Origin of the sequence: Microbacterium sp. (assembly GCF_029263575.1) — a bacterium.
Taxonomy (GTDB): Bacteria; Actinomycetota; Actinomycetes; order Actinomycetales; family Microbacteriaceae; genus Microbacterium.
In genome coordinates this window covers 1-22,867 of record NZ_JAJUFV010000022.1, presented here as the reverse complement: position 1 = coordinate 22,867, position 22,867 = coordinate 1, and the positions used below count along the sequence as shown (strand labels likewise).

21 protein-coding genes and 2 tRNA genes are annotated in these 22,867 nt (G+C 65.2%); 11 read left to right on the top strand and 12 right to left on the bottom strand.

All coding sequences use genetic code 11. The features are described 5' to 3' along the window. Window positions 1–92: 92 nt before the first annotated feature. Window positions 93–167 (top strand) — tRNA-Gln (locus Q1J95_RS04010). A gap of 44 nt (window positions 168–211) precedes the next feature. Here Q1J95_RS04010 and Q1J95_RS04005 read toward each other — a convergent pair. Continuing rightward, a complete protein-coding gene (locus Q1J95_RS04005) occupies window positions 212–1,138 on the bottom strand; it encodes a peptidoglycan DD-metalloendopeptidase family protein (RefSeq protein WP_300265981.1) in 927 nt (308 codons plus the stop codon). Between the two features lie 142 nt (window positions 1,139–1,280). Further along, window positions 1,281–1,484 carry a cold-shock protein gene (locus Q1J95_RS04000; RefSeq protein WP_300265980.1) on the bottom strand — a complete coding sequence of 68 codons (204 nt, stop codon included), beginning with the start codon at window positions 1,482–1,484 and terminating at the stop codon, window positions 1,281–1,283. 290 nt (window positions 1,485–1,774) lie between these two features. Between Q1J95_RS04000 and pepN the strand changes: the two genes are divergently transcribed. Next, window positions 1,775–4,258 carry an aminopeptidase N gene (pepN, locus tag Q1J95_RS03995; protein WP_300265979.1) on the top strand — a complete coding sequence of 828 codons (2,484 nt, stop codon included), beginning with the start codon at window positions 1,775–1,777 and terminating at the stop codon, window positions 4,256–4,258. Window positions 4,259–4,288: 30 nt separating this feature from the next. Here pepN and Q1J95_RS03990 read toward each other — a convergent pair whose 3' ends face one another. After that, window positions 4,289–4,927, bottom strand: a complete 639-nt coding sequence (locus tag Q1J95_RS03990) for an MBL fold metallo-hydrolase (protein WP_300265978.1) — start codon at window positions 4,925–4,927, stop codon at window positions 4,289–4,291. A 154-nt stretch (window positions 4,928–5,081) separates the two neighbouring features. Between Q1J95_RS03990 and Q1J95_RS03985 the strand changes: the two genes are divergently transcribed. After that, window positions 5,082–5,154: transfer RNA gene (locus Q1J95_RS03985), tRNA-Glu, on the top strand. A 43-nt stretch (window positions 5,155–5,197) separates the two neighbouring features. On the opposite strand, the gene Q1J95_RS03980 is transcribed toward Q1J95_RS03985, so the two are convergent. The 6 genes from Q1J95_RS03980 to Q1J95_RS03955 form a co-directional block, all read right to left on the bottom strand. Further along, window positions 5,198–6,226 carry a tellurite resistance/C4-dicarboxylate transporter family protein gene (locus tag Q1J95_RS03980; protein ID WP_300265977.1) on the bottom strand — a complete coding sequence of 343 codons (1,029 nt, stop codon included), beginning with the start codon at window positions 6,224–6,226 and terminating at the stop codon, window positions 5,198–5,200. A gap of 675 nt (window positions 6,227–6,901) precedes the next feature. Beyond that, window positions 6,902–7,597, bottom strand: a complete 696-nt coding sequence (locus Q1J95_RS03975; RefSeq protein WP_300265976.1) for an acyltransferase — start codon at window positions 7,595–7,597, stop codon at window positions 6,902–6,904. A 40-nt stretch (window positions 7,598–7,637) separates the two neighbouring features. After that, window positions 7,638–8,879, bottom strand: coding sequence for an MFS transporter (locus Q1J95_RS03970; protein WP_300265975.1), 1,242 nt, complete (start codon window positions 8,877–8,879; stop codon window positions 7,638–7,640). Beyond that, window positions 8,876–9,424 carry a helix-turn-helix domain-containing protein gene (locus tag Q1J95_RS03965; protein WP_300265974.1) on the bottom strand — a complete coding sequence of 183 codons (549 nt, stop codon included), beginning with the start codon at window positions 9,422–9,424 and terminating at the stop codon, window positions 8,876–8,878. Before Q1J95_RS03965 ends, Q1J95_RS03970 begins: the two co-directional genes overlap by 4 nt. Window positions 9,425–9,483: 59 nt before the next feature. Then, window positions 9,484–10,530, bottom strand: a complete 1,047-nt coding sequence (locus Q1J95_RS03960; protein ID WP_300265973.1) for a DUF4349 domain-containing protein — start codon at window positions 10,528–10,530, stop codon at window positions 9,484–9,486. Further along, window positions 10,527–11,108 carry a sigma-70 family RNA polymerase sigma factor gene (locus Q1J95_RS03955; protein WP_300265972.1) on the bottom strand — a complete coding sequence of 194 codons (582 nt, stop codon included), beginning with the start codon at window positions 11,106–11,108 and terminating at the stop codon, window positions 10,527–10,529. Before Q1J95_RS03955 ends, Q1J95_RS03960 begins: the two co-directional genes overlap by 4 nt. 224 nt (window positions 11,109–11,332) lie before the next feature. Here Q1J95_RS03955 and Q1J95_RS03950 point away from each other — a divergent pair, with 224 nt between their 5' ends. Then, entirely contained in the window at window positions 11,333–12,325 is a 993-nt protein-coding gene (locus Q1J95_RS03950) for a TerC/Alx family metal homeostasis membrane protein (RefSeq protein ID WP_300265971.1), read from the top strand. Window positions 12,326–12,349: 24 nt separating this feature from the next. Here the strand turns inward: Q1J95_RS03950 and Q1J95_RS03945 are convergent, their stop codons facing one another. Both Q1J95_RS03945 and Q1J95_RS03940 read right to left on the bottom strand, forming a co-directional pair. Continuing rightward, on the bottom strand, window positions 12,350–13,663 hold the full coding sequence (locus Q1J95_RS03945; RefSeq protein WP_300265970.1) for an LLM class flavin-dependent oxidoreductase: 1,314 nt from the start codon (window positions 13,661–13,663) through the stop codon (window positions 12,350–12,352). Next, window positions 13,660–14,967: a PLP-dependent transferase gene (locus Q1J95_RS03940; protein ID WP_300265969.1), complete on the bottom strand. Its 1,308-nt coding sequence runs from the start codon at window positions 14,965–14,967 to the stop codon at window positions 13,660–13,662. The genes Q1J95_RS03945 and Q1J95_RS03940 overlap by 4 nt, the downstream gene beginning before the upstream one ends. Before the next feature lie 255 nt (window positions 14,968–15,222). Between Q1J95_RS03940 and leuC the strand changes: the two genes are divergently transcribed. From leuC to Q1J95_RS03910, 6 genes are all read left to right on the top strand, one after another. Then, window positions 15,223–16,695: a 3-isopropylmalate dehydratase large subunit gene (gene leuC, locus Q1J95_RS03935; protein WP_300265968.1), complete on the top strand. Its 1,473-nt coding sequence runs from the start codon at window positions 15,223–15,225 to the stop codon at window positions 16,693–16,695. Window positions 16,696–16,697: 2 nt separating this feature from the next. Then, complete coding sequence (leuD, locus tag Q1J95_RS03930; RefSeq protein WP_300265967.1) at window positions 16,698–17,294, top strand: 3-isopropylmalate dehydratase small subunit; 597 nt, start codon at window positions 16,698–16,700, stop codon at window positions 17,292–17,294. Between the two features lie 78 nt (window positions 17,295–17,372). Further along, on the top strand, window positions 17,373–18,734 hold the full coding sequence (gene murA / locus Q1J95_RS03925) for a UDP-N-acetylglucosamine 1-carboxyvinyltransferase (protein WP_300265966.1): 1,362 nt from the start codon (window positions 17,373–17,375) through the stop codon (window positions 18,732–18,734). 5 nt (window positions 18,735–18,739) lie between these two features. Beyond that, window positions 18,740–19,495 (top strand): 1-acyl-sn-glycerol-3-phosphate acyltransferase, encoded by a 756-nt coding sequence (locus Q1J95_RS03920; RefSeq protein WP_300265965.1) that lies wholly within the window; start codon window positions 18,740–18,742, stop codon window positions 19,493–19,495. Beyond that, window positions 19,485–20,618 carry an NAD(P)H-dependent glycerol-3-phosphate dehydrogenase gene (locus tag Q1J95_RS03915; protein ID WP_300265964.1) on the top strand — a complete coding sequence of 378 codons (1,134 nt, stop codon included), beginning with the start codon at window positions 19,485–19,487 and terminating at the stop codon, window positions 20,616–20,618. The genes Q1J95_RS03920 and Q1J95_RS03915 overlap by 11 nt, the downstream gene beginning before the upstream one ends. Next, window positions 20,524–21,612 carry a D-alanine--D-alanine ligase family protein gene (locus Q1J95_RS03910; protein WP_300265963.1) on the top strand — a complete coding sequence of 363 codons (1,089 nt, stop codon included), beginning with the start codon at window positions 20,524–20,526 and terminating at the stop codon, window positions 21,610–21,612. The genes Q1J95_RS03915 and Q1J95_RS03910 overlap by 95 nt, the downstream gene beginning before the upstream one ends. On the opposite strand, the gene Q1J95_RS03905 is transcribed toward Q1J95_RS03910, so the two are convergent. Next, entirely contained in the window at window positions 21,609–22,118 is a 510-nt protein-coding gene (locus Q1J95_RS03905) for a DUF3515 family protein (RefSeq protein ID WP_300265962.1), read from the bottom strand. The genes Q1J95_RS03910 and Q1J95_RS03905 overlap by 4 nt on opposite strands. 23 nt (window positions 22,119–22,141) lie before the next feature. Here Q1J95_RS03905 and thiL point away from each other — a divergent pair. Continuing rightward, a partial coding sequence (gene thiL / locus Q1J95_RS03900) for a thiamine-phosphate kinase (RefSeq protein ID WP_300265961.1) occupies window positions 22,142–22,867 on the top strand: 726 nt, incomplete at its 3' end.

Genomic DNA, 22,867 nt, shown 5'->3' with positions numbered 1-22,867 from the left:
GCGCCCGGCGGTGTCAATCGAGCCGCGCGTTTTGGACGCACCCGCGAAGTCGGGTACAGTAGTACCTCGGTGCGAAGCTCTGGTTTCGCCCTTGGGGTATGGTGTAATTGGCAACACAGCGGTTTCTGGTACCGCCATTCTTGGTTCGAGTCCAGGTACCCCAGCCAAAGAAAAACCCCCGCTCAGGCGGGGGTTTTCGTTTCTCGCTGGCTCAGCCGACGTGCTGCTGAAGCCACGGACGCGGGTCGATCGCGACGCCGCCGACGTGTACCTCGAAGTGCAGGCATGACCCGAACACATAGCCTGTCGAGCCGACGTCGCCGAGGTACTGCCCCTCTTCGACGCAGTCGCCGACCTCAACGGCTCGTGTGCCATAGTTCAGGTGTGAATAGACGGTGCTCACGGCCTGTCCGTCCAGGATGCTCTCGATCTGGATCGTGACACCGTAGCCCTGATAGCTCTCGGTCGAACGAGACACGCATCCGGTCATGGCCGCTCGGATCGGTGTGCCCGTCGAGGCGGCGAAATCTTGTCCCAGATGGGTGCGCCCCGGCCGGGCATCACCGAACGCTGAGGTGAACGAGTAGCTGCCGGCGGCCATCGGCATGACGACGCCGTCGGCGATCGGAATGTCAATGGCGCTGGCGAAGGGCATTCCGGCCGAGAGGGCGGCGGCGACAGCCTGTGACCGCGTCTCCTCGATCTCTTCCGGCGTCGTGGCCCCGAAGTTTCCTCGTGGGGCGATAGTGGCGCGGATCTCATCGTCAGCGCTATACGACTGGGCATCGTCTTCGGCTGCGGCCAGGGGACTGACCGCTTGGGCCGAGACGGGATCGGCGCCTGCGCTCAAGGCGGGTATCGCCACACCGGTGACCAGCGCGCCGATGGCGAAGGTCGCGCCGATGGCCTTGGTCTTCGCCCAGGGCCGTTTCTTGCCGGCTGTTGCGCGACGGGCTGGGGGAGTCGCCGAGGTGGGGCGTGCGGGCTTCGTCGGATTCGACGCGGGCGGGGCGACAGGAGCCGTGCGGGGTCGCAGGTCGCGCCGCAGTCGCGGCCGGGCTGGAGCTGTCTCGGGGGCGTCTTCGGGCGCGCCCTCGGGTGGTGCTGAAGTCGTGACGGGATCCTTCCAAAGGAGCACATGTGCTCGCGGACGATCCCTTCGGGTGAGACCGTTACCGATCTGTAACCTACGTGCCGAGACCGGATGAGTCAAATCGAGAGCACCAGACACTACACAGCCCGCACTCGCCGGGGCGAGGTGCGGGCTGTGTTGATTCAGATCAGAGCGAGCGGATGTTCGTCGCCTGAGGACCCTTCGGGCCCTGCTCCGTGTCGAACTCGACCTTCTGCGCTTCCTCGAGGTTGCGGTGTCCGGTGCCCTGAATCGCGCTGAAGTGCGCGAAGACATCGGCCGAACCGTCATCGGGAGCGATGAAGCCGTAGCCCTTGTCGGAGTTGAACCATTTGACAGTGCCAGTGGCCATGCTGTGTTTCCTTTGTGTTCGTGGGCCGAGCTTCGACCCGTCATGCCTCGACGATGTTCGGCTCGGCAGCTTGCGGGCTCTCGCTGCGGCGGCGTAGATCGCGGCTCGACAGTGCTGAGAGCGTGAGGTAGATGGAGGAGGAAATAGTGAGTGGTCACCGTGCCGGCTGGCAGTCGGACCGATGAACTGCCGGAGATTCCGAGAGCCATCGTGAAGGTTTCGGTCAATCGTAGCCCATCTGCATCGCCCGGTGTTCGTCGAGATCTCGGCGCGCATGAAACGATGAAGAGATGAGATCAGCGAACCTGACCCGAGATGAGACAGCCGCGCGATCCGCGAGCATCACCGTGCATACGTCACGCGTCGAACTCGACCTGCGCGACGCGATCGATCCTGACCAGAGCGGCTTCCGCACCACGACCACGCTGATGTTCGATGCCACCGCATCCGAGACGTGGATCGACTTCATCGGCGAATCCGTCAGCCGGGTGAGTGTCAACGGCGTCGAGCAGCCCGTTCGGTACGACGGCGCTCGCATCGCGGTCACCGGGCTGGCGGCATCCAACACTGTCATCGTCGAGGCACGCGGTGCTTACAGTCGATCTGGTGAAGGACTGCACCGATTCGTCGACCCGGTCGATGGCGAGACATACCTGTATACCCAGTATGAACCGGCTGATTCGCGTCGCGTGATGGCGTGCTTCGAGCAACCTGACATGAAGGCGTCGTATACCTTCGTCGTCAGCGCCCCGCTCGGATGGCACGTGTTGTCGAATCAGCCCGTCGTCACCGTGGACGAACAGGGCGAAACACAGACGGTGGAGTTCGCTCCGACCTTGCCGCTGTCGAGCTACATCACCGCGGTCGCAGCAGGTCCCTATCACCGTGTCGACGGCGTGTGGCGGCACGGCGATCAGAGCATCGAGCTCGGCGTCCTCTGCCGCCCCTCACTGGCGGCTTTCCTCGAAGCAGACGAGATTATCGAGGTCACCAGACAGGGGCTCGGCTTCTTCACCGAGGCGTTCGCCTTCGCATACCCGTGGGGCAAGTACGACCAGATCTTCGTTCCTGAGTACAACCTCGGCGCCATGGAAAATCCCGGCCTCGTCACCTTCACCGAGGCATACCTCGCCCGCGGCGCAGCCACCGACGCGCAGCGAGGCGCACGCGCGAACACGATCCTGCACGAGATGGCACACATGTGGTTCGGCGATCTCGTCACGATGCGCTGGTGGGACGACCTGTGGCTGAAGGAGTCCTTCGCTGACTACATGGGCTCGCACGCCTCCGCTGCCGCGACGCGCTACACGGATGCCTGGGTGCGGTTCGCCGCGAACCGCAAGGCCTGGGCGTACCAGCAGGATCAGTTGCCGACGACACATCCGATCGTCGCCGATATCACCGATCTCGAAGCGGCCAAGTTGAACTTCGACGGCATCACCTATGCCAAGGGGGCGTCTGTCCTGAAGCAACTGGTGGCATTCGTCGGCGAAGAGCATTTCTTCGAGGGTGCTCGTCGCTACTTCGCCGCTCACGCCTACGGCAACACGACGCTGGAAGATCTGCTGGTGCAGCTCGAAGAGGTCTCCGGCCGCGACATGCGCGGTTGGTCGAAAGCGTGGTTGGAGACGAGCGGTGTGTCGACGTTGCAGCTCCATACCGTGAGCGACGAGCGGATGCTGGTGCAGACGAATCCGCGACCGCACCGGTTGCGCGTAGGCTTGTATGAGCTCACCGACGGTCGGCTTGTGCGTCGTGAGCTTGTCGAACTCGACATCTCTGCTGAGAAGACACCGGTGGAATTCGCAGAAGCCGACCTCGTGCTCATCAACGACGATGACCTCACCTATGCGAAGGCGCGACTCGATGAGCGTTCTCTGGATGCCGTGGAAGAGGCGCTGTCTTCGTTGGAGCCGCTGCCGCGGGCCCTGGTGTGGTCGTCGCTGTGGAATGCCACGCGCGACGGCGAACTCCCCGCAGAGCGATACGTACGGATCGTCGGTGCGCACGCAGCGTCCGAAGCGAACATCGGACTGCTCACCGGAGTCCTCGCCAACGCGGCGTACGCCATTGGGCACTATCTGCCTGAAGAACTCCGGAGCGCATATCGCACAGACTGGGTCGCCACGACCTGGAACGCCTTGAACGAGGCGGACGCCGGCAGTGACGCGCAGCTGTCGTGGGCACGGGCCTTTGCCGCCGCATCCTCCTATGACGATGCTCGCGCAGCCGAGATTCGCGCAATGCTCGACGGTGACGCACCAGCGGGTCTGTCCGTCGACCCTGATCTGCGGTGGGCACTGCTGACCGCGCTGCGTGCGACCGGCCACGCCAGCGGTGAGCATATCTCCGCTGAGCTCGAGCGCGACGACACCGCCAGCGGTCGCACGGCCTCGATCCGTGCGATGTGGGCCAATCCCACAGTCGAGTCGCGCACCGCGGCATGGCATGCGGCGTGGGAGGACGACACGCTCACCAATGATCACCTGAGCGCCACGATCGACGGTGTGCGCGCCGGCGGGCGGCGTGACCTCATCGCTGGTCTGGACGACGACTACTTCGCGCGCATTCGCGGCGCCTGGCAGGACCGCAGCATCGAGTTGGCGCGCCGGCTCGTCAACGGTCTGTTCCCGGCATCCGACTCGCTCGCCGCCGTCGACGCCTGGCTCGAGGCGAATGCGGACGCGCCGGGCGCTCTGCGCCGACTTGTCATCGAACAGCGCGACCACCTCGCGCGTGACCTCAGAGTGCGTTCGGCGCAGATTCCTCGCTGAGCAGCTCAGTGGCGGGGGAATCCGCCATCGTCACAGATCCAGCGTGTCGCCAGGATCGAGCTCGAAGAACTCACCGCCACTCTGCTCGGTCGCCCATGCCAAGCGCTGCCGGTGCATGTTGCGGCCGATGACCGACAGCGTCATGTCGTGCACGCCGAATGCACGATGAGGCTTCACGGCGAGCACGAAGTCCATCGCCTCACCGATCTTCAGCCACGGCGCGCCGAGCGGGGCTGCCAATGCGTCGACGTCGACGCCCTCGGGCACGGCGTAGGAGTCGCCGGGGTAGTAGAGCTGGTCGTTGATGAGCACGCCGACGTTCTGCACGGGCGGCACGGACGAGTGGATCACGGCATGGTCGCCGCCGAAAAAGCGCAGGGTGAAACGTCCGGCCGTCACGGTGTCGCCGGCAGTGACCTCGGTGATCTCGTAGTCTGTCGCCGCCGCAGCGACCCCCGCCGGCGCGAAGATCGGTGTGCCCGGCGCTGCGCGGAGGATGCGATCGAGGTGCTCGGGAGTCCAATGATCGGGATGTTCGTGCGTGATCACGACCGCGACGATGCCGGAGAGGTCGTCGATGGGCGTGGTGAACGAGCCCGGGTCGACCAGGAGGCCCTCCCCGCTCTCATCGAGTCGAAGGGCGGCATGTTCGTACTTTGTGACGCGCATGCAGCGAGTAAACCCCGGATGCGGGCGGCTGGCAAACTCTGCGGAACTTCGACGCGCCCGAGCACGGAATGGACGTTGTGGCGATTTGGCGGAGGATGAAATCTCATGGCATACTTGAACGGTTGTCGCGGCGCGGAAACGCATCGCAAGACCTGGCCCCATCGTATAGCGGCCTAGTACGCCGCCCTCTCACGGCGGTAACGCGGGTTCGAATCCCGCTGGGGTCACGCAACATCGAAAACCCCCGGTTCGCCCGGGGGTTTTCGCGTATCATCCGCGCCTCGCAGCGCCCCGGCAGAGATGAACGATCATGGCGACGGCCACAGCAGCCCAGACGACCAAGGCGAGCCAATACCAGGTGCTTCCGATGGTGTCGAGAAACGGTATCGCATCGGCACGACCGAGGGAGACGCTCGCGACGGCATACATGCCGACGGGGAAGACGACGCTCCACAGCCCCGGCTCGTAGCGCAACGGCACGCGGTGGCGCCGGTGGCGCCAGAATCCGGCGGCGACGAGCACGGGGAGAAGCCAGGTGGCAAACGACCAGAAGATCACCGACATGCCAGCGATCAGGCCCCTGGTGGCCGCTACCATCGGGGCGTCCTGCATCTCGACGATGTGGGATCCGGCGACCACAGTGATGGCCAGCGCCCCCATGGTCACCCAGTAGGTCGGATCGAGCTCTGACGGCTTCAGCCCGTAGAGCATCACGCGCAAGGTGACGAAGATCGCGCAGGCGACGTAGAGCACGATGCCGATAGCCCACGCCATCACCGCGATAATCGCCAGCGCCGGCCGAAACTGCAGGTAGACGCTCTCAAGACCTGAGGCGACGATCGCGATCGACTGGCTGGCGACGACCCACACGAACCAGCTGCCGTTCGCGCCTTGCAGCGTGCGGCGGTGACCGCTGCCGAGCATGGCCAACCAGGGAATGCCGTAGCCGAGCGCTAGCCACGCCACGATCGACACGCCCAGCAGCACGATGACCGCTTCCGCGTACACGGTACTCAACAGCGCGGTCGAGATGACATCTGTCGCGGCGATGAAGGTGAAGTACCCGAACGCCCGTGACGGATCAGACAGATCGGCGAGGAAACGATCGCGGTGCGCAAAGAACCGGTGGGTATTGAGCACAATCAGCACCACGTAGAACACCACCGCGCACCACAGCAGAATCGTCGCGAGCAGGTCGTATCCATTGAGCGTCGCGCCGATCGAGATGATCCCGGTGCCCATGACCCCAGCAAAGTAGCCCGGGCTCAGCCCCGCGGTGCTGAATCGACGCCTGCTCACGTGTGCCACCATATCGGCCTGCACGCGTTTGCCGCGGTGGGTCAGGCGACGACGTCGGCGCCTCGCCGGGCCGAGACGGAACCCGTCAGCGCCAGCGCGACGGCCGTGCCGACGAGCGCGATCGCGGCAAGGAGGAGATCGAGCCCGTATGCGGTGATCGCGAGCACCGGCACGATAAACACGATGGCCCCGAGCACGGTCGCCCATCGAGCAGAGAACCGCGGTGCGCCCGCCGCCGGCACCTTCTCGAAGCGCACGAGCCACAGCGACAGCACCCACACCGCGCCGAGGACGACAAGCAAGAACGGCAGACGCGTCCACCACCAGGTCGCGCTTCCGGGCGCGGGCAGCGGAAGCGGTAGCGACAGCTGTATGCCGGTCAGCACCATGATCATCGGCAGATGCCAGAGGTAGATCGTCATCAGTCGAGACCCGAGCACGAACACCACCGCCTGGGCTGGTCTGGTTCGCATGAGAGCGGTGAGCGGCGCATGCAAGAGCGTGAGGGCGGATGCCTGCACCACAGCCAGGATCGCCATCAGCGCGGTCGGCGGCCACTGGTTGGTCAGCATGCTCCACGAGTATCCGCCGAGCGAGACCAGGGCCCCCAGAGCCGCGTACCCGCCCGCTATCAGGAGGACGAGCTGCCACCACCGTCGCCGTTGGAACCAGCCGTCATAGACGAAGAAGCCGACCTGCTGGGCGAAGAGCCAGACGAACATGACATTGGGAATGCCGAAGAGCTCCTGTCCGAACCCGTACCCGGTCTCGGGCACCGCACCGACGCCGAAGATGCCACCGATGATGACGAACCGCACGGTGTCCACGATCAACGCGGCGAGCAGCAGCAACGAGAACCCGCCAGCCGTGCCGGTCGTGCCACCGCATGAGCAGCGGAGCGAAGGCCTGCGCCACGAGGTAGGCGGCGAGAAACCACAGCGGCGAGCCGACACCGATCGCGATACCGTCGACGAGTGCCGGATCGATCCCGAGCATCCGCACCGCCGCGAGCGCGACGGTGAAGAACACGAAGACCACCAGCGCAGGTCGTGCGAGACGCGCCAGGCGCACCCGCACGAAATCATCTGCGCTCAGGCCCTTCTTGACGGCGGAACGCCAGCCCGCCCGCGCCGCGTAGCCGCCGACGACAAAGAACAGCGGCATGATGTTCAGAACCCAGGTGGCGGCGCTGAACCACGGTTGTCGTTCGACGGTCTTCTCGATCAGCAGCGAGCCATCGGGGCCGATTCCGACGCCGGTGAACAGAATGTGCACGAAGACGACGAGCACGACGCAGAAGACCCGTGCGAGATCGAGCGTGAGGTCGCGGCCGGCAGGCACGGTGGGTGTCGTCGGAGCTGTGCGAGTCATGACGAAGACATTAGCGGCCTCGCCTCGCCGCGTCGGACATTTACCCGCCGTGACTCACCGAGAGATCTCGAAAGGCACGGTTTCTCAAGGGAATGAGCATGAGGGCTGTCATCGCCGCGCCATAGGCGACGAAGGGAACCCAGAGGGCGGTCGCCGAGGCGAGTGCCCCGAACACCGCCATCGCGAGCGGCATGAGCACGTCATCGCCCAGGCGGGTGATCGAACTCATTCGGCCGAGATACATCGGGTCGACGGTTGCTGCGAACGTGGACCCGAGGAGGACGGATGCGTAGCCCGCGGTGGCGCCGATCACGAAACACGAAGCTGCGACGCTCCAGGACGGCCCGAATCCGAGTGCGGCGATGGCGATGCCCTGCACGACCAGCGCTGAGAACCCGGCGCGTGCTTCGTGCCGCGGGCGCCATCGGGCGACCGACACGGCGCCCAGAGCGGCTCCGAGTCCGAGCAAACCCTCGAAGATGCCGACGGCGGCTGCGCCCCATCCCTGGTCGTGGGCGCGCAGCGCGAGCCCGATCCCCACCGCTGGCCCGACAGCGAGATTGAGTCCGGACAGCGCGATCACGAGTGTGCGCGTGACGGGGTCGGTGCGCAGATGAACAAATCCCTTGCGGATGCCGCGCAACGGCGACTCCTTCTCGGTGCGTGGCAGGGCGAATCGCGGTCGGAGCCAGATGGCGATGAACGCCACCACCACGGTGAAGGTCAGCGCGTTGATCGATGCGCTTCCCACCATGCCGGTGCCAGCCACGAGGAACCCGCCGATCGCGGCTCCACCCATCGTGCCGAGTCGCGACGCCGTCTGCATGAGAGCGCTGTAGGAGGGAAGATCACGCGTGTGCACCATCTGCCGCGCGATCGTTGCCGCCGAGGGCTCGTAGAACGCGTCACAGGCACCGAAGGCGATCGCGGCGAGCAGCAGAACGATGACGGAGGGAGAGGAGAAGAGCACCCAGACCGCGACCGCGATGAGCACGCCGATTCGGAGTACGTTGAAGAGCATCATCACATGCCGCGCGTTGGCGCGGTCAGCCAGGACGCCGCCGAACAGGAGAATCACGGCTCGCGGCAGAGTTCCTGCGGCGACGATGAGGCCCGCGATCGCCGGCGACGTGATCTGCACGGCCGTCCAGGCGAGAGCGATCGACCAGATCGCGTCGCCGGCATCGGAGAGAGCCTTGACACCGATCCACAGATGAACGGCACGATCCCGCGAGAACGGAGGTGGCTCGCGGAGCAGCTGCGGCTCGCTGACAGCCATCATGGCTCAGTGGGAAAGGCACGAGCGAAGAAGAAGACCGGCGTACGTGTCTGCCCGTCGTCCGTGTCGATCTCATCGTGCCACTGTCGAACCGTGGCCTGAACGCGGTCGGCCAGGTCGCTGAGTTCGTCCGGCGTCGCCCAGCCGAGCGTTTCGCTGTTGTAGCCGTCATAGTCGGCCAGCTCGCCGTTGCGGCGGCGATGGTGCCAGCGCTGCAGTCGATCGATCTGCCGGCGGATCACGTTGCGGTCGGCCTCGCGTGCGAGCAGAGCATCAGCTGGCGAATCCGGATAATCGTCTGCCGACCACGTCATCGAGCTGCGGCTGAGCTTCCACCAGCTGGTTCGACGGTCACCGTGCGGGTCAGCCACGCGCTCGACGACGCCGGCGCGCTCGAGCATGCGCAGATGATGGCTGATGCTGCCGACCTGGCTCGCCAGAGCTCGTGAGATCGCCGTCACCTGCGCCGTGCCGTAGAGGAGCAGGTAATCGAAGATGCGCCGGCGGAGGGGATGATGCACGGCGGTGATGACCGAGATGTCTTCCATGTCGACAACGTTAAGCGCGCTGCCCAGTTTCAACAAGATTTCTTGTATATCCCGGAAATTCAGGGATTCTGAGCGTCGCGAATGCGATGACGCCAGCGAAGGATCAGCCAGACGATGAGTGCGATGACGGCGGCCACGCCCAACCAGGGCAGCAGGAACCCGAACGCGATGACGAGGGCGTTCAACGAGACGATGAGTCCGTTCCATCCGGCCAGCAGCCCATCGCCGAACCCGGCAGGGTCTGCGGTTGTCGGCGTTGAGGTACGGGTGAGCGCGACCCGCAGCGACGACATCTCAACCTGATCGTCGAGCGCCGCCAACTGCTGCTCATATGACTCCAGTTGGGCCTGGCGCTCCGATAGCGCCACCTCTGCCTCGAGCAATTCCGAGACCGTCGCCGTGTTCGCCATCAGATCGGTCAGACGATCGACCGAGGCGCGCGTCGCGTCCACGCGAGCACGAAGATCGATGGCCGCGGCGGTGACGTCTTCCTTCGCCACGGACGAGTCGAGCACAGTGCCGTAGTCATCCAGCACCTGCATCACCACGCTCAGATCCGCGGCAGGAACACGGATGCTGATCCAGCCGTGTCCCGAATCAGGCGGCGCTTCAGCGGAGGTGTGATCCTCGACCGGCATCGTGCTGATCTCGGTGCTCTCGACGTATCCGCCGTGCGAAGCTGCGAGAGCTGTGATCTCATCGGCGGCGTCTCGGATGTCGGCGACTTGGACGGTCGCCTGCGCCGTCTGGATGATCTCGCGCGGCGTTGATGCAGCCCCGTCCAGGGCAATCGATGACGGATCGATCGTCGAGGGAACGACCTCGGCGACCCCGGTCTCCTCAATCGCTGCGCTGTCGCTGGCGCTACCGCCCATCGAGGCGCCGGTTCCCACGATGCCGAGAATCGGCGGGGCCACCAGGATGCCGGCGGCGAACGCGGCGGCGACGCCGAGCCCGGTCAACCATCGCCGCCGTCGTGCACGGGACGCCCGCGCCGTGCGTGGCGGTCGGGCCTCGGCTATCTCGGTAAACACGGCGTTCTCGATTCGGGTGATGCTCTCCGCAGAGAGAACGGGCAACGCTTCGTCGGGAGTGTGCTGGTTCATGCGTCTCTCACTTCCTGAACGGTGCCACGCAACCGCGTGCGCACCCGAGAGAGACGGTTCCGAACGACAGCGTGGCTCACACCGAGCTGTGCCGCAGCCGCCTGATAGCCATAACCCTCTGCAGCACACAACCGAAAGATGTCCTGATCCAGTGCACTCAGTGTGCCGAGCTCTGCCATGATCCGCTCGGCCAGCGAGGCGGTGATCACCTGCTCTTCGATGTTCACGGTGTCAGCGATCCGCTCATCAGCGGCGTCAGTTGTGTGTGATCGGTCGCGGCGGCGCTGGCGCATCCGATTCGCCGCTTGAAACCGGCAGATCGTCGCAAGCCACGGCAGAATCGAATCGCCCACGAGTTCCAGCGTCACAAGCTTTCGCCAGGCGACCACGAAGGTCTCCTGCGTGACGTCCTCGGCGTCGGCGGCGGATCCCACGATGCCGTAAGCAATCCAATACACAGCGCGAACGTGCGCGCGATATAGCGACCGAAAGGCGCTCTCATCGCCTCCGGCCGCCCGTGCGGCCCATTCCTGGTCTTGCGATCGGTGCGGCATCCTGCTCCGTTCGGTGTCTCTCATAGAGAGAGTGTCGGCTGTTACCGAATCGTCTCAGATCGTTTCTCGCCGTTCCTGCTTCGGGCGCGATCGTCCGCTAGACTCGGTTGCGCGAGAGGGAGTATCCCGACCTGCGCGGATCGTCATCACGAGTGCCACTGAAGCTGCTCCGGTCGCGCGACGCACATTCTGTGCGGGGGAGAGACTTTCGGCAGATAACCGACCCTCTCGAAAGGCGCTGACAGCCCTTGAACATTCCCGTGTGGTTTGAGATCACAGCTCTCGTGGTTCTGACCGTCATCCTCATAGCCGATCTGCTTCTCATCCTGAAGCGTCCGCATATCCCGTCGACGAAAGAGTCCAGTCTGTGGGTCGCGTTCTATGTGACGCTCGCCCTGATCTTTGCGGTCGTGCTCTTCTTCGTCGGAGACAGCAAGACCTCGCTGGACTTCCTGACCGGCTGGACGATGGAATACAGCCTCTCCATCGACAACCTCTTCGTGTTCGTGCTGATCATGCGGCAGTTCGCTGTGCCGCGTCGTTATCAGCAGGAAGCGCTGATGGTGGGCATCATCATCGCCCTCGTGCTGCGAGCCGTGTTCATCATCATCGTCGGTGCCGCCGTCGAGCACCTGAGCCCGATCTTCTACCTCTTCGGCGCATTCCTCGTCTTCACAGCGATCCGTCAGGCCATGCCGGAGAAGCACGAAGACGATAAGCAGACCGAGAGTTTCATCATCCGCATGCTGCGGCGCGGCATCAGCATCAGCGACGATTACGACGGTGCCAAGGTGCGTACGGTCGTGGCCGGTAAGAAGATGTGGACGCCGATGCTCATCGTGTTCGTCGCACTGGGCGTCACCGACCTCATGTTCGCGGTCGACTCGATCCCCGCGATCTTCGGCGTGACGCAGGACCCGTTCATCGTCTTCACCGCCAATCTGTTCGCACTCATGGGTCTGCGCCAGTTGTACTTCCTGCTCGGCGACCTGCTCGACCGGCTCCGGTACCTGCACTACGGCGTGGCGTTCATCCTCGGCTTCATCGGAGTGAAGCTCATCCTGCACGCCATGCATGAGAACGAGCTGCCGTTCATCAACGACGGCTTGCCGATCCTGTGGGCGCCCGACATCAACAACTGGATCTCGCTCGCGGTCATCTTCGCGTCGATGGCCGTGGCGACGATCGCCAGCCTCATCGCCTCGGCGCGCGACAAGAAGGCCGAGAAGCTCAAACAGTGACGGCGCGGGGCGAGCCTGTCGGTGTCAGAACGCCTGCAGGTTCGCCCGCAGCCCGCCGGGAGCGTACTCGCGGCGCAGAATGCCGCGTCGCCGGAGAATCGGCACGAGCTCATCCAGCATGCGGTGCACCGTGACCGGATGGAAATCACCCCAGAGCAGCACGCCGTCGTTGCCCCATTCGCCCAGCTCCTCGATGAGGTCGGCGAACTCATCCGCCGTCCCGACGAAGCCGGAGCGGTCTCGGATGCGCCCGGCGCGCGCGAGCGCGGTCAGATGCGCCCGCAGCGGTGCATCATCTGCGCGGTCGCCGACCAGACGTGCGATGCTGCCTTGCGAGACGTGCGGGCCGAAGACCGAGCGGTCCAGCGGCGCATCCAGATCGAGCGCTGTGAGATCGGTTTCGAGGTCGCTCGACTGCTTGCGCGCGATCTGGGTCAGAACGGCGTCGTCGGGCGACGCCGAGGCGGCCACGACGCGGTCTGCCTCTTCCGCAGACGACACGATGACCGGCTGGATCGCGAACAGGATCTTGATGTCGTCGGGGCGTCGACCCCGCTCGATGGCCGCGTTGTGGATCTTGGCGCGATAAGCGCGCACGGAGGTCTCGTTCAGGGGAGCGAGGGCGAGTTGCACGTCGGAGTTCGCGCCGGCGAAGCCGAGCCCGCGGCCGGAGCCGCCGGGCGACACGATCGCCGGCTCTCCGTCGGTGAAGGGCAGTGCGTTGAGCGGCCCGTCGAAGGCGTAATGCGTACCGCGGTGCCTGATCGCACGCATCCGCGATCCGTCGGCGTAGTGGTCGGTCGCGCGATCGAGGACGAGAGCGTCATCGTCCCAGCTGCGCCACAGCTCGCGGATGCCGTCGAGCCATTCCTCCGCACGGTCGTATGCCTCGTCGTGACCGAGCGACGCCGCATCCGAGAAATGACGTGCGCTTCCCGTGTCTGTGACGACGTTGAGGCCGAGGCGGTGCCCGCTGAGATGCTGCAACGTCGCGAACTGACGAGCCGCAGTGTAAGGGAGGTAAGCGGCAGGGTTGACCGTCGGCACGACGCCGAGATGCGAGGTGGCGTGAAACAGCGCCGGTGCCAGCAGCAGCGGGTCGTGCTTGGGTCCGCCGAAGGCATGACGCACGCGCAGGTCGATCGTCTCGGGCGAACCTAGAGACGGAGCGTCCTCAATGATGACGAGGTCGAATCCGGCTTGCTCGAGGATGCGTGCCGACTCCTGGTAGATCTCGGGTCTGGTCCAGTCGTACTCCCAATCGAGAGACGGAAAGCCCCAGCCCTGCGGTCCGAAACCACGAGCGAGGAACCAGCCGAAGTGCTGTGGGCGTGTCATCGGACGGCTCCCTTGGTGCGTACCAGCGAAAGCGCCTGGGTCAGGTCGGAGATGAGGTCTGCGGGGTCTTCGATGCCGATCGAGACGCGAAGCGTCCCGGGGTGCACACCGAGCTGTGCCCGTTGAGCGGGCGTCAGCAGCGTATGACTCGTCGTGGCCGGATGCAGTACGAGTGAGCGCACATCACCGATATGAGTCATGTGCGTGAAGACACCGACGGCATCGATGACGCGCCTGGCGGCCTGTTCGCCCCCGCGGACGGTGAAGGTGAACACCGACCCGTGACTGCCCGTGAGCTGTCCGATCGCCCGTGCGTGGTCAGGGTGGCTTTCCAGCCCGGCATAGTCGACCGACTCGACCGTCTCGTGCGATGCGAGCCACCGGGCGACAGCCAGTGCATTCTCGGACTGTCGCTCGACGCGCAGCGCGAGGGTCTCGACACCCTGACCGATCAGGAACGCATTGAGAGGAGAGGGCGTGGGGCCGAATCGTGGTGCAACGACCTCGCGTGCATAAGCGATGCGTGACGCCGAACCGTGACGTTCTGCGACTGATGCAGCACCACCGCGGCCGGGCAGAACGAGGTGCGGAAAGAGATGACCGTTCCGGCTGACATCGAAGCGACCGGAATCCACGATCACGCCGCCCAGCACGGCACCGTGTCCGGCGAGGAATTTCGATGCCGAGTGCACCACGATCGCTGCACCGCTTTCGATCGGGCGGATCAGCGCCGGCGTCGCGAGGGTGTTGTCGACGATCAGCGGGATGCCCGACTCGTCGCCCACGCGCGCGATCGACGCGACGTCGAGAACGTGGTTTCGGGCGTTGGAGATCGACTCGGCGAACAGCGCCCGGGTGTTGGGTCGCACCAGGGCGCGCCAGGCATCCGGATCGGCGATGTCGTCGACGAAGTCGGTGTCGATGCCGAGTCGGGAGAGATTATCAAGGAACAGTCCGCGGCTGCCCTCGTAGATATGCGTGGAGGCGACGAGGTGATCGCCTGCGCCGGCGACGGTCAGTAACGCCGTCACGACAGCCGCTTGCCCGCTGGCGACCAGCAGCGCGTCGGCGCCTGATTCCAAGGCCGCGAGACGGTTCTCGACAGCGCGAACGGTGGGATTTCCGGTGCGGGTGTAGCCGAAGCCCGTCCCGCCGTCGAAATGCGCTGCCGCTTCGTCGAAGCTGTCGAAGGTGAACCCGGCGGTCAGATAAATCGGGGTCGCGCGCGGCGTCGCGGCTTCGACAGCATGCGTGGCGTGCAGCGCCTGGGTGGCGAACTGCGCGGAATCAGCGGGCACTGTCATTCGGATCCTCTCTCGGTGTCAGCGCATACAGGATGGGCTGCGCACTCTGTCAGAGTGTCACGACCGGTGACTCCGATGCGGCGAATGCGACGTCCGGTTACGATGCGTGCGAGGCGAGAAGGTCGGGCGCGGTGGTAACCTGAACCCATGCGGCGAGTGGTTCTTCTCCTTACCAGCCGCGACGAGACCTCGCAATAGGCCTTTCTCGTCGCGGAGTTCAGCGTGGCCGAACCACCCAGACCTTGAGAGAACGACATGACCTCCGTTGATACCCCCGATATTCCGAGTCACCCGCGAACGCTCGCCGAGAAGGTCTGGGACGACCACCTCGTCGTCAAGGGCGAAGATGGGAAACCCGACCTCCTCTACATCGACCTCCATCTCGTTCACGAGGTGACGAGCCCGCAGGCCTTCGACGGTCTGCGTGCGGAGAACCGACCGCTTCGCCGCCTTGATCTGACTATCGCGACGGAAGACCACAACACCCCGACGCTCGAGATCGACAAGCCGATCGCTGACCTCACCAGCCGCACACAGATCGACACGCTGCGCCGCAACGCCGAGGAATTCGGCGTACGCCTGCACTCGCTCGGAGACGCCGAGCAGGGGATCGTGCACGTCGTCGGGCCGCAGCTGGGGCTGACGATGCCGGGCATCACCGTCGTGTGTGGCGACTCGCACACGTCGACACACGGGGCTTTCGGAGCCATGGCCTTCGGCATCGGCACAAGCGAGGTCGAGCACGTCATGGCGACCCAGACGCTCCCGCTGAAGCCGTTTAAGACGATGGCGATCACGGTTGAGGGCGAGCTGCGCGAGGGCGTCACGGCGAAAGACATCATCCTCGCTGTCATCGCGAAGATCGGCACCGGCGGCGGCCAGGGCTACGTGCTCGAATACCGCGGCAGCGCGATTCGCTCGCTGTCGATGGAAGGGCGCATGACGATCTGCAACATGTCGATCGAGGCCGGTGCCCGCGCCGGCATGATCGCACCCGATGAGACGACCTTCGCCTACTTGGAGGGCCGTCCGCACGCACCGCGGGGCAGCGATTGGGACGACGCGGTGGCGTACTGGCGTACACTGCCCACAGATGAGGGGGCGGTTTTCGACGCAGAGGTCTTCATCGATGCGAATGAGCTCGAGCCCTTCGTCACGTGGGGCACGAACCCCGGACAGGGCAGCTCGCTCTCGGCGAGCGTTCCCGACCCCGCCCAGATCATCGATGCCAACGAGCGCGCGGCTGCAGAGCGTGCCCTCGAATACATGAATCTCACTCCGGGAACGCCTCTGAAGGAGGTGCCGGTGGATGCCGTGTTCATGGGGTCGTGCACGAACAGCCGAATCGAAGACCTGCGGTCATTCGCATCGATCATCAAGGGGCGCAAGAAGGCCGATGGCGTCCGGGTCATGGTCGTGCCGGGCTCGGCCCGTGTGCGCCTCGAGGCCGAAGCCGAGGGAATCGACCAGGTCGTGAAGGACTTCGGTGCCGAATGGCGTTTCGCCGGATGCTCGATGTGTCTGGGTATGAACCCCGACCAGCTGGCACCGGGGGAGCGTTGCGCATCCACCTCGAACCGCAACTTCGAGGGCCGGCAAGGCAAAGGCGGGCGCACGCACCTGGTGTCGCCGCTGGTCGCGGCGGCGACCGCCGTGCGCGGCACGTTGTCCAGTCCGAGCGATCTGTCGGCCGAGCCGGTCGCTGAGCCTGTCGAAGCGGGAGTCTGACCATGGAGAAGTTCACCACTCACACCGGAATAGCCGCTCCGCTGAAGCGCTCGAATGTCGACACCGATCAGATCATCCCTGCTGTGTTCCTCAAGCGGGTGACGAAGACCGGGTTTGACGACGCGCTGTTCCACGCCTGGCGTCAGGATCCCGAGTTCGTGCTCAATCAGGAGGCTTTCCAGGGGGCCTCCGTTCTCGTGGCCGGTTCAGATTTCGGCACCGGCTCAAGCCGTGAGCACGCTGTCTGGGCGCTGCGCGACTTCGGATTCCAGGTCGTGCTGAGCCCGCGCTTCGCCGATATCTTCCGTGGCAACGCCGGCAAACAGGGTCTGCTGGCGGCCACGATCACCGAGGCTGATCTGGAGCGCATCTGGGCTGAGATCGACGCGAATCCCGGTACGTCGATCACGGTCGATCTCGAAGCACGCACCGCCACGATCGGCGATTTCCAGGCTGACATCACTATCGACGATTACACTAGATGGCGGCTCCTCGAAGGGCTCGACGACATCGGGCTCACGCTGCGCGATGAAGACAAGATCGCGCAGTTCGAGGCCCGTCGCGAGTCGTGGCGGCCACGTACCCTCCCGGTGCTCTGAGGAGGGCGGACGTGGGCCAGGGGCAGTTGCCCCGGCGGTATTCGCCGCGATCCGTGGAATTGAAGTGAGGCCCATCGAATGACGACACCCCTGCGCGACGCCCCTCAGGACGCGATGCCCACAGGAGACGTGCTTGCGATCCGAGGCGGTCGTCCACTGCGTGGGCGCGTCGACGTGAAGGGCGCCAAGAACCTCGCGACCAAGGCGATGGTGGCCTCGCTGCTGGGTGAGACGGTCAGCACATTGCGTGACGTTCCTGCGATCAGCGACGTGGCCGTGGTGCGCTCACTGCTGGAGGTACACGGCGTCCGTGTGACCGATGGCGATGAGCCCGGCGCTCTGGTGTTCGATCCGAGCGACGTCGAATCAGCGCATTTCGAAGAGATCGACGCTCATGCGGGCGCTTCGCGTATTCCGATTCTGTTCTGCGGCCCGCTGCTGCACCGGCTCGGACAGGCGTTCATCCCCGACCTTGGCGGATGCCGCATCGGCGACCGACCGATCGACTTCCACCTCGATGCGCTTCGCAAGTTCGGCGCCGTTGTGGAGAAGCTGCCCAGCGGCATTCGCCTGTCGACGCCGAACGGGCGCCTGCACGGTGCGAACATCCACCTGCCGTATCCGAGTGTCGGCGCCACCGAGCAGGTGCTGCTGACCGCTGTGCGCGCCGATGGCGTCACCGAACTGCACAACGCCGCGATCGAGCCCGAGATCATGGATCTCATCGCGGTTCTGCAGAAGATGGGCGCGATCATCTCCTATGAGCCCAACCGAGTGATCGTCATCGAAGGCGTGGAGAAGCTGCGCGGATACGACCACCGATCGATCTTCGATCGCAACGAGGCGGCCTCCTGGGCTTCCGCAGCGCTTGCCACGGACGGCGAGATCTTCGTCGGCGGCGCGAAGCAGCAGGAGATGCTGACGTTCTTGAACGTGTTTCGCAAAGCCGGCGGTTGGTTCGACATCCAGGAAGACGGCATCCTGTTCCGTCGCGATGGCGAGATCAAGCCCGTCGTGATCGAGACCGATGTCCACCCGGGGTTCATGACCGACTGGCAGCAGCCGCTAATCGTCGCTCTCACCCAGGCCGCAGGCCAGTCTGTCGTTCATGAGACGGTGTACGAGAACCGCTTCGGCTTCACCGATGCGCTGGTGAAGATGGGAGCCGACATCGTCGTGCACCCGCACGGCCTGCAGGATGGACCGCGCCGGGTGGCGCGCCGCAAGCTCGAGCAGGCCGCGGTCATCACCGGCGCGACGCCTCTGCGTGGCGCCGAGATCGTCGTTCCCGACCTCCGTGGTGGCTACAGCCATGTGATCGCCGCGCTGACGGCAGAGGGCGAATCCCGCGTGTCCGGCGTCAACATTCTGCGGCGCGGATACGAGAAGTTCCTCGCCAAGCTGGAAGCCCTCGGCGCCGACTTCGACGTCATCGGTTGAGGCCGATGGGTTCCCGGTCTGCCGAGAAATCACGTCCGAGCCTGTTCTGGGCTCTGGCTGTGATGGTCGTTCCCCTCGTCGGATTCCTCGCGAAGATCGACATCCGGGGGAAAGAGAAGCTTCCGCGCCGCGGCGCGTTCGTGCTGTCGCCGAATCACTACTCCGAGCTTGACCCGCTGATCGTCGCGGTCGCGGTGTGGCGACTGGGGCGTGCCCCGCGGTTCATGGCGAAGGAGAGCCTCTTTCGGGTGCCGGTCGTCGGGTGGTTGCTGCGTCGAACGGGCATGGTCCCGGTCGCGCGGGCCACGTCCGCGTCAGCGGCGAAGCAGACGATCGAGCAGTCGAGCAAGCTCGTCTCGAAAGAGCGCGGAGTGATCGTATACCCAGAGGGGACTCTCACGCGTGATCCGGATCTGTGGCCGATGAGAGGCAAATCCGGGGCCGTTCGTCTCGCGCTCAACGGCGACATTCCGCTCATTCCGATGGCACAGTGGGGAACACAGAAAATCATGGGCCGTTACCAGAAGGGGCTCAGCGTCTGGCCGCCGCGCAAGCGCGTCCAGGTTATCGTCGGCGATCCGATCGATCTCTCTGATCTGAAGGCGCGGGCGCATGAGCCGGCGGCGCTCACGGAGGCGACCAATCGGCTGATGAGCGCCATCACCGCTCTGCTGGAAGATCTGCGCGGTGAAACGGCGCCGGATACGCGCTGGAATCCGTCCGACCACGGGCAGAGAGAGACCGGACGCCTTGACCCGTAAGAAAAGCGCGAACGACAGCCCGCGCGTCGCGGTCATCGGCGCCGGCAGCTGGGGCACCACCTTCGGCAAGATCCTCGCCGACGGCGGGGCACATGTGACGATGTGGGCTCGCCGTCCCGAGCAGGCGCTGGAGATCGAAGAGGGAAAGCGCAACTCCAAGTACCTCCCCGGTATCAATCTGCCGCGCACGATTCATGCCACGCATGCGCTCGGTTCTGCGCTCGATGGTGCCGAGCAGGTGTACCTGTCGGTACCGAGTCAGTCACTGCGGGAAAATCTGAAGGCGCTTCGACCGCTGCTGGCCGACAGCACCGCGCCAGTCATCAGTCTGATGAAGGGGGTCGAGCGCTCGACAGGATTGCGCATGAGCCAGGTCATCGAGCAGGAGCTCGCCTGTGACCCGTTGCGCATTGCGGTGGCATCAGGGCCCAACCTCGCGCTCGAGATCGCTCGAGAACAGCCCACGGCGGCGGTTGTGGCATCGTCGAGCCAGGAGACAGCGGATGCCGTCGCTCGTGCCGCGCGCAACGGATACTTCCGTACGTTCGTGAACACTGACGTGATCGGCACGGAGTTCGGCGGTGTGCTGAAGAACCTCATCGCCGTCGCGATCGGCATCGTCGACGGCGTCGGGTACGGCGAGAACACCAAGGCGTCGATCATCACGCGCGGTCTGGTCGAGATGACGGACTTCGCCGTCGCCAACGGCGCTCAGCCGGAGACCCTGCAGGGCCTCGCCGGGCTTGGCGACCTGATTGCGACGTGCCAGTCGCCGCTCAGTCGCAACAACACCGCCGGCCGTCTGCTCGGGCAGGGGTACGGGTTCCAAGACGTCGTCAAGCAGATGAACCAGACGGCAGAGGGCCTGGCATCCGTCGCCCCGATTCTGCAACTGGCGCGCGAATCCGACGTCTACATGCCGATCGTGGAACAGGTGAAGATGGTGCTCGACGGGAATATGAGCCCGCGTGACATCGCACCGCACCTGACCACAGACGACGACACTCCGCAGGAGGAGAGAACCAATAATGGACAAGCAGACCGTGGCGGTGCTCTTCGGCGGGCGTTCCAGCGAGCATTCCATCAGTTCCGCGACGGCGGGCGGGGTGCTGCGCGCGATTGATCGCGATCGTTTCGATGTGATTCCTGTCGGCATCACGCGTGATGGCGCGTTCGTGCTGGAAGAGGATCGATCCGAGAAGTTCGCTCTGGATGCCACTCAGCTGCCAGAGGTTGCCGACAACGGCACTCGCGTGCTGTGGCCGGAGCCCTGTGGCGATCGCACCCTGCGGGTGAGCGCGGCTGACGGTTCGGTTCGCTCCTTGGGCGAGATCGATGTCGTGCTGCCGTTGCTGCATGGGCTGCACGGTGAGGACGGGGCGATTCAGGGCTTCTTCGATGTGCTCGAGGTGCCATACGCCGGCGGCGGCATTCTCGATTCGGCAATCTGCCTCGACAAGCACTTCACGAAGCTCGCGCTCTCGGCCGCAGGCATCGCCGTCGCTCCCGGCATCACGGTGCGCCGTGCCGAGTGGATCGCCGATCCGGACCGGTTGCGTGCACGGGTGGCGGAGCTGGGCTCTGTCGTCTTCGTCAAACCCGCCAGTGCCGGTTCGAGCGTCGGTGTCTCGCGCGTGGCCGACGGCGATGACCTCGCTGGGGCGCTGGAGCTCGCCTTCGTGGAGGACGACAAGGTGCTCATCGAAACGAAGGTCGACGGTCGCGAGATCGAGGTCGGCGTTCTCGCCGGACGCGAAGGCAGCGCCCCACGCGCGTCTTTGCCCGGTGAGGTCGTACTCACCTCGCGTGACTTCTACGACTTCGAGGGCAAGTATCTGGGCGGCGACGGCGTTGACATCGTCTGTCCCGCCGAACTCGACGCCGATACGCTCGAACGGATGCGCGACACAGCTGTGCGCGCTTTCCAGGCCGTCGACGGGCGCGGACTTGCCCGCGTCGACTTCTTCCTGACGCCGAGCGGAGAACTCGTCGTGAACGAGCTCAACACGATGCCCGGGTTCACCCCGATCTCGATGTTTCCGAAGTGCTGGATCGCCTCAGGGCTCAGCTACGGCGACCTCATCACCGAGTTGATCGACGCGGGCGTACGCCGTTAGCCGTCGAGCAGCTGCTGGGCGTCTTCGTCGAGTTCGTCGGGCGCTGTGCAGGCCCCGTCGACCGGGATCACCGAGATGGCCCCGACGAGTCCGCGGGTGCTGATGACGTCGTTGGAGCTGACGACTTCGGTGTCGACGTACAGTTGTACGGCGGGCTCTCGGCCATATGTCGTCAACCTCAGCTTCGGCGTCTCAGACGCGTCGACCAGCCAGTCCACGCCCTCCAGCGTCACGCACTGCAGCTCACTGGTCGGAGCGGGTTTGTCGAGTCCGCAGGTCAGCAGGATCGCCGCGCCCGATGCCCCCCAGGCGGCGGTTCCCTGCGCGTCGGTCCAGATCCGGTCTTGGCCGGCGAGGGAGCGCAGATTCTCGAGATTGACGACGACTTCAGCACACAACGGGTTGTTGGAGTCGTCGGCGGGCTCCATGTGCACAGTCGGGGTGCACCCGCTGAGCGCTGCCGCCACGAGGACGAGACCGGAGGCAACGGCGAAACGACGACCCATGATTCCAGGCTACCGTTGACAGCATGCCTGCCCGTTCACGTGACGATGACCCGCGCCTGGGAGATATCTCTGAGGGCACGGTGCTGCGTGCCATCCTGACGCGAACAGCACCTGCTTCGCACACGGTTCTGGGCCCGGGCGACGATGCGGCGGTGATCGCCGCGCCGAGCGGATCTGTCGTCGCCACGACTGACACGCTCGTCCACGGTCCCGATTTTCGACTGGCCTGGTCGAGCGGCTACGACTTGGGCTGGAAAGCGGCGGCCGTGAACCTGGCGGACATCGCAGCCATGGGCGCGCGCCCGACAGCGCTGCTGGTCGCCCTCGCCGTGCCGCGGGACATGCGTCTGTCGTTCGTCCAGCAGCTCTCTGACGGATTCCGTGAAGCGTGCGCCGCGCTCGCGCCCGGCTGCGCTGTGGTCGGGGGAGACCTGACCGTCTCGGATCGGCTGATGATCGCCGTGACCGCTCTCGGTGACCTGGAGGGTCGAGGGGCCGTTACTCGTTCCGGAGCACGGGAGGGTGATGTGGTTGCCGTCGCCGGTGAGCTCGGATTGGCGGCGCACGGACTCTCAGTGCTGTTCGGCCGGTTCCGCGACGGCGATAAGCCGGTGCCGATCGACACGGCAGTGCTGCAGGCGGGGGAGCGGGCGGCTCTGTCGGCGCAGCTGCGCCCGTCACCGCCGATCGGTCTCGGACCGGTCGCTGCCGTCGCCGGTGCCACCGCGATGATGGACATCTCGGATGGG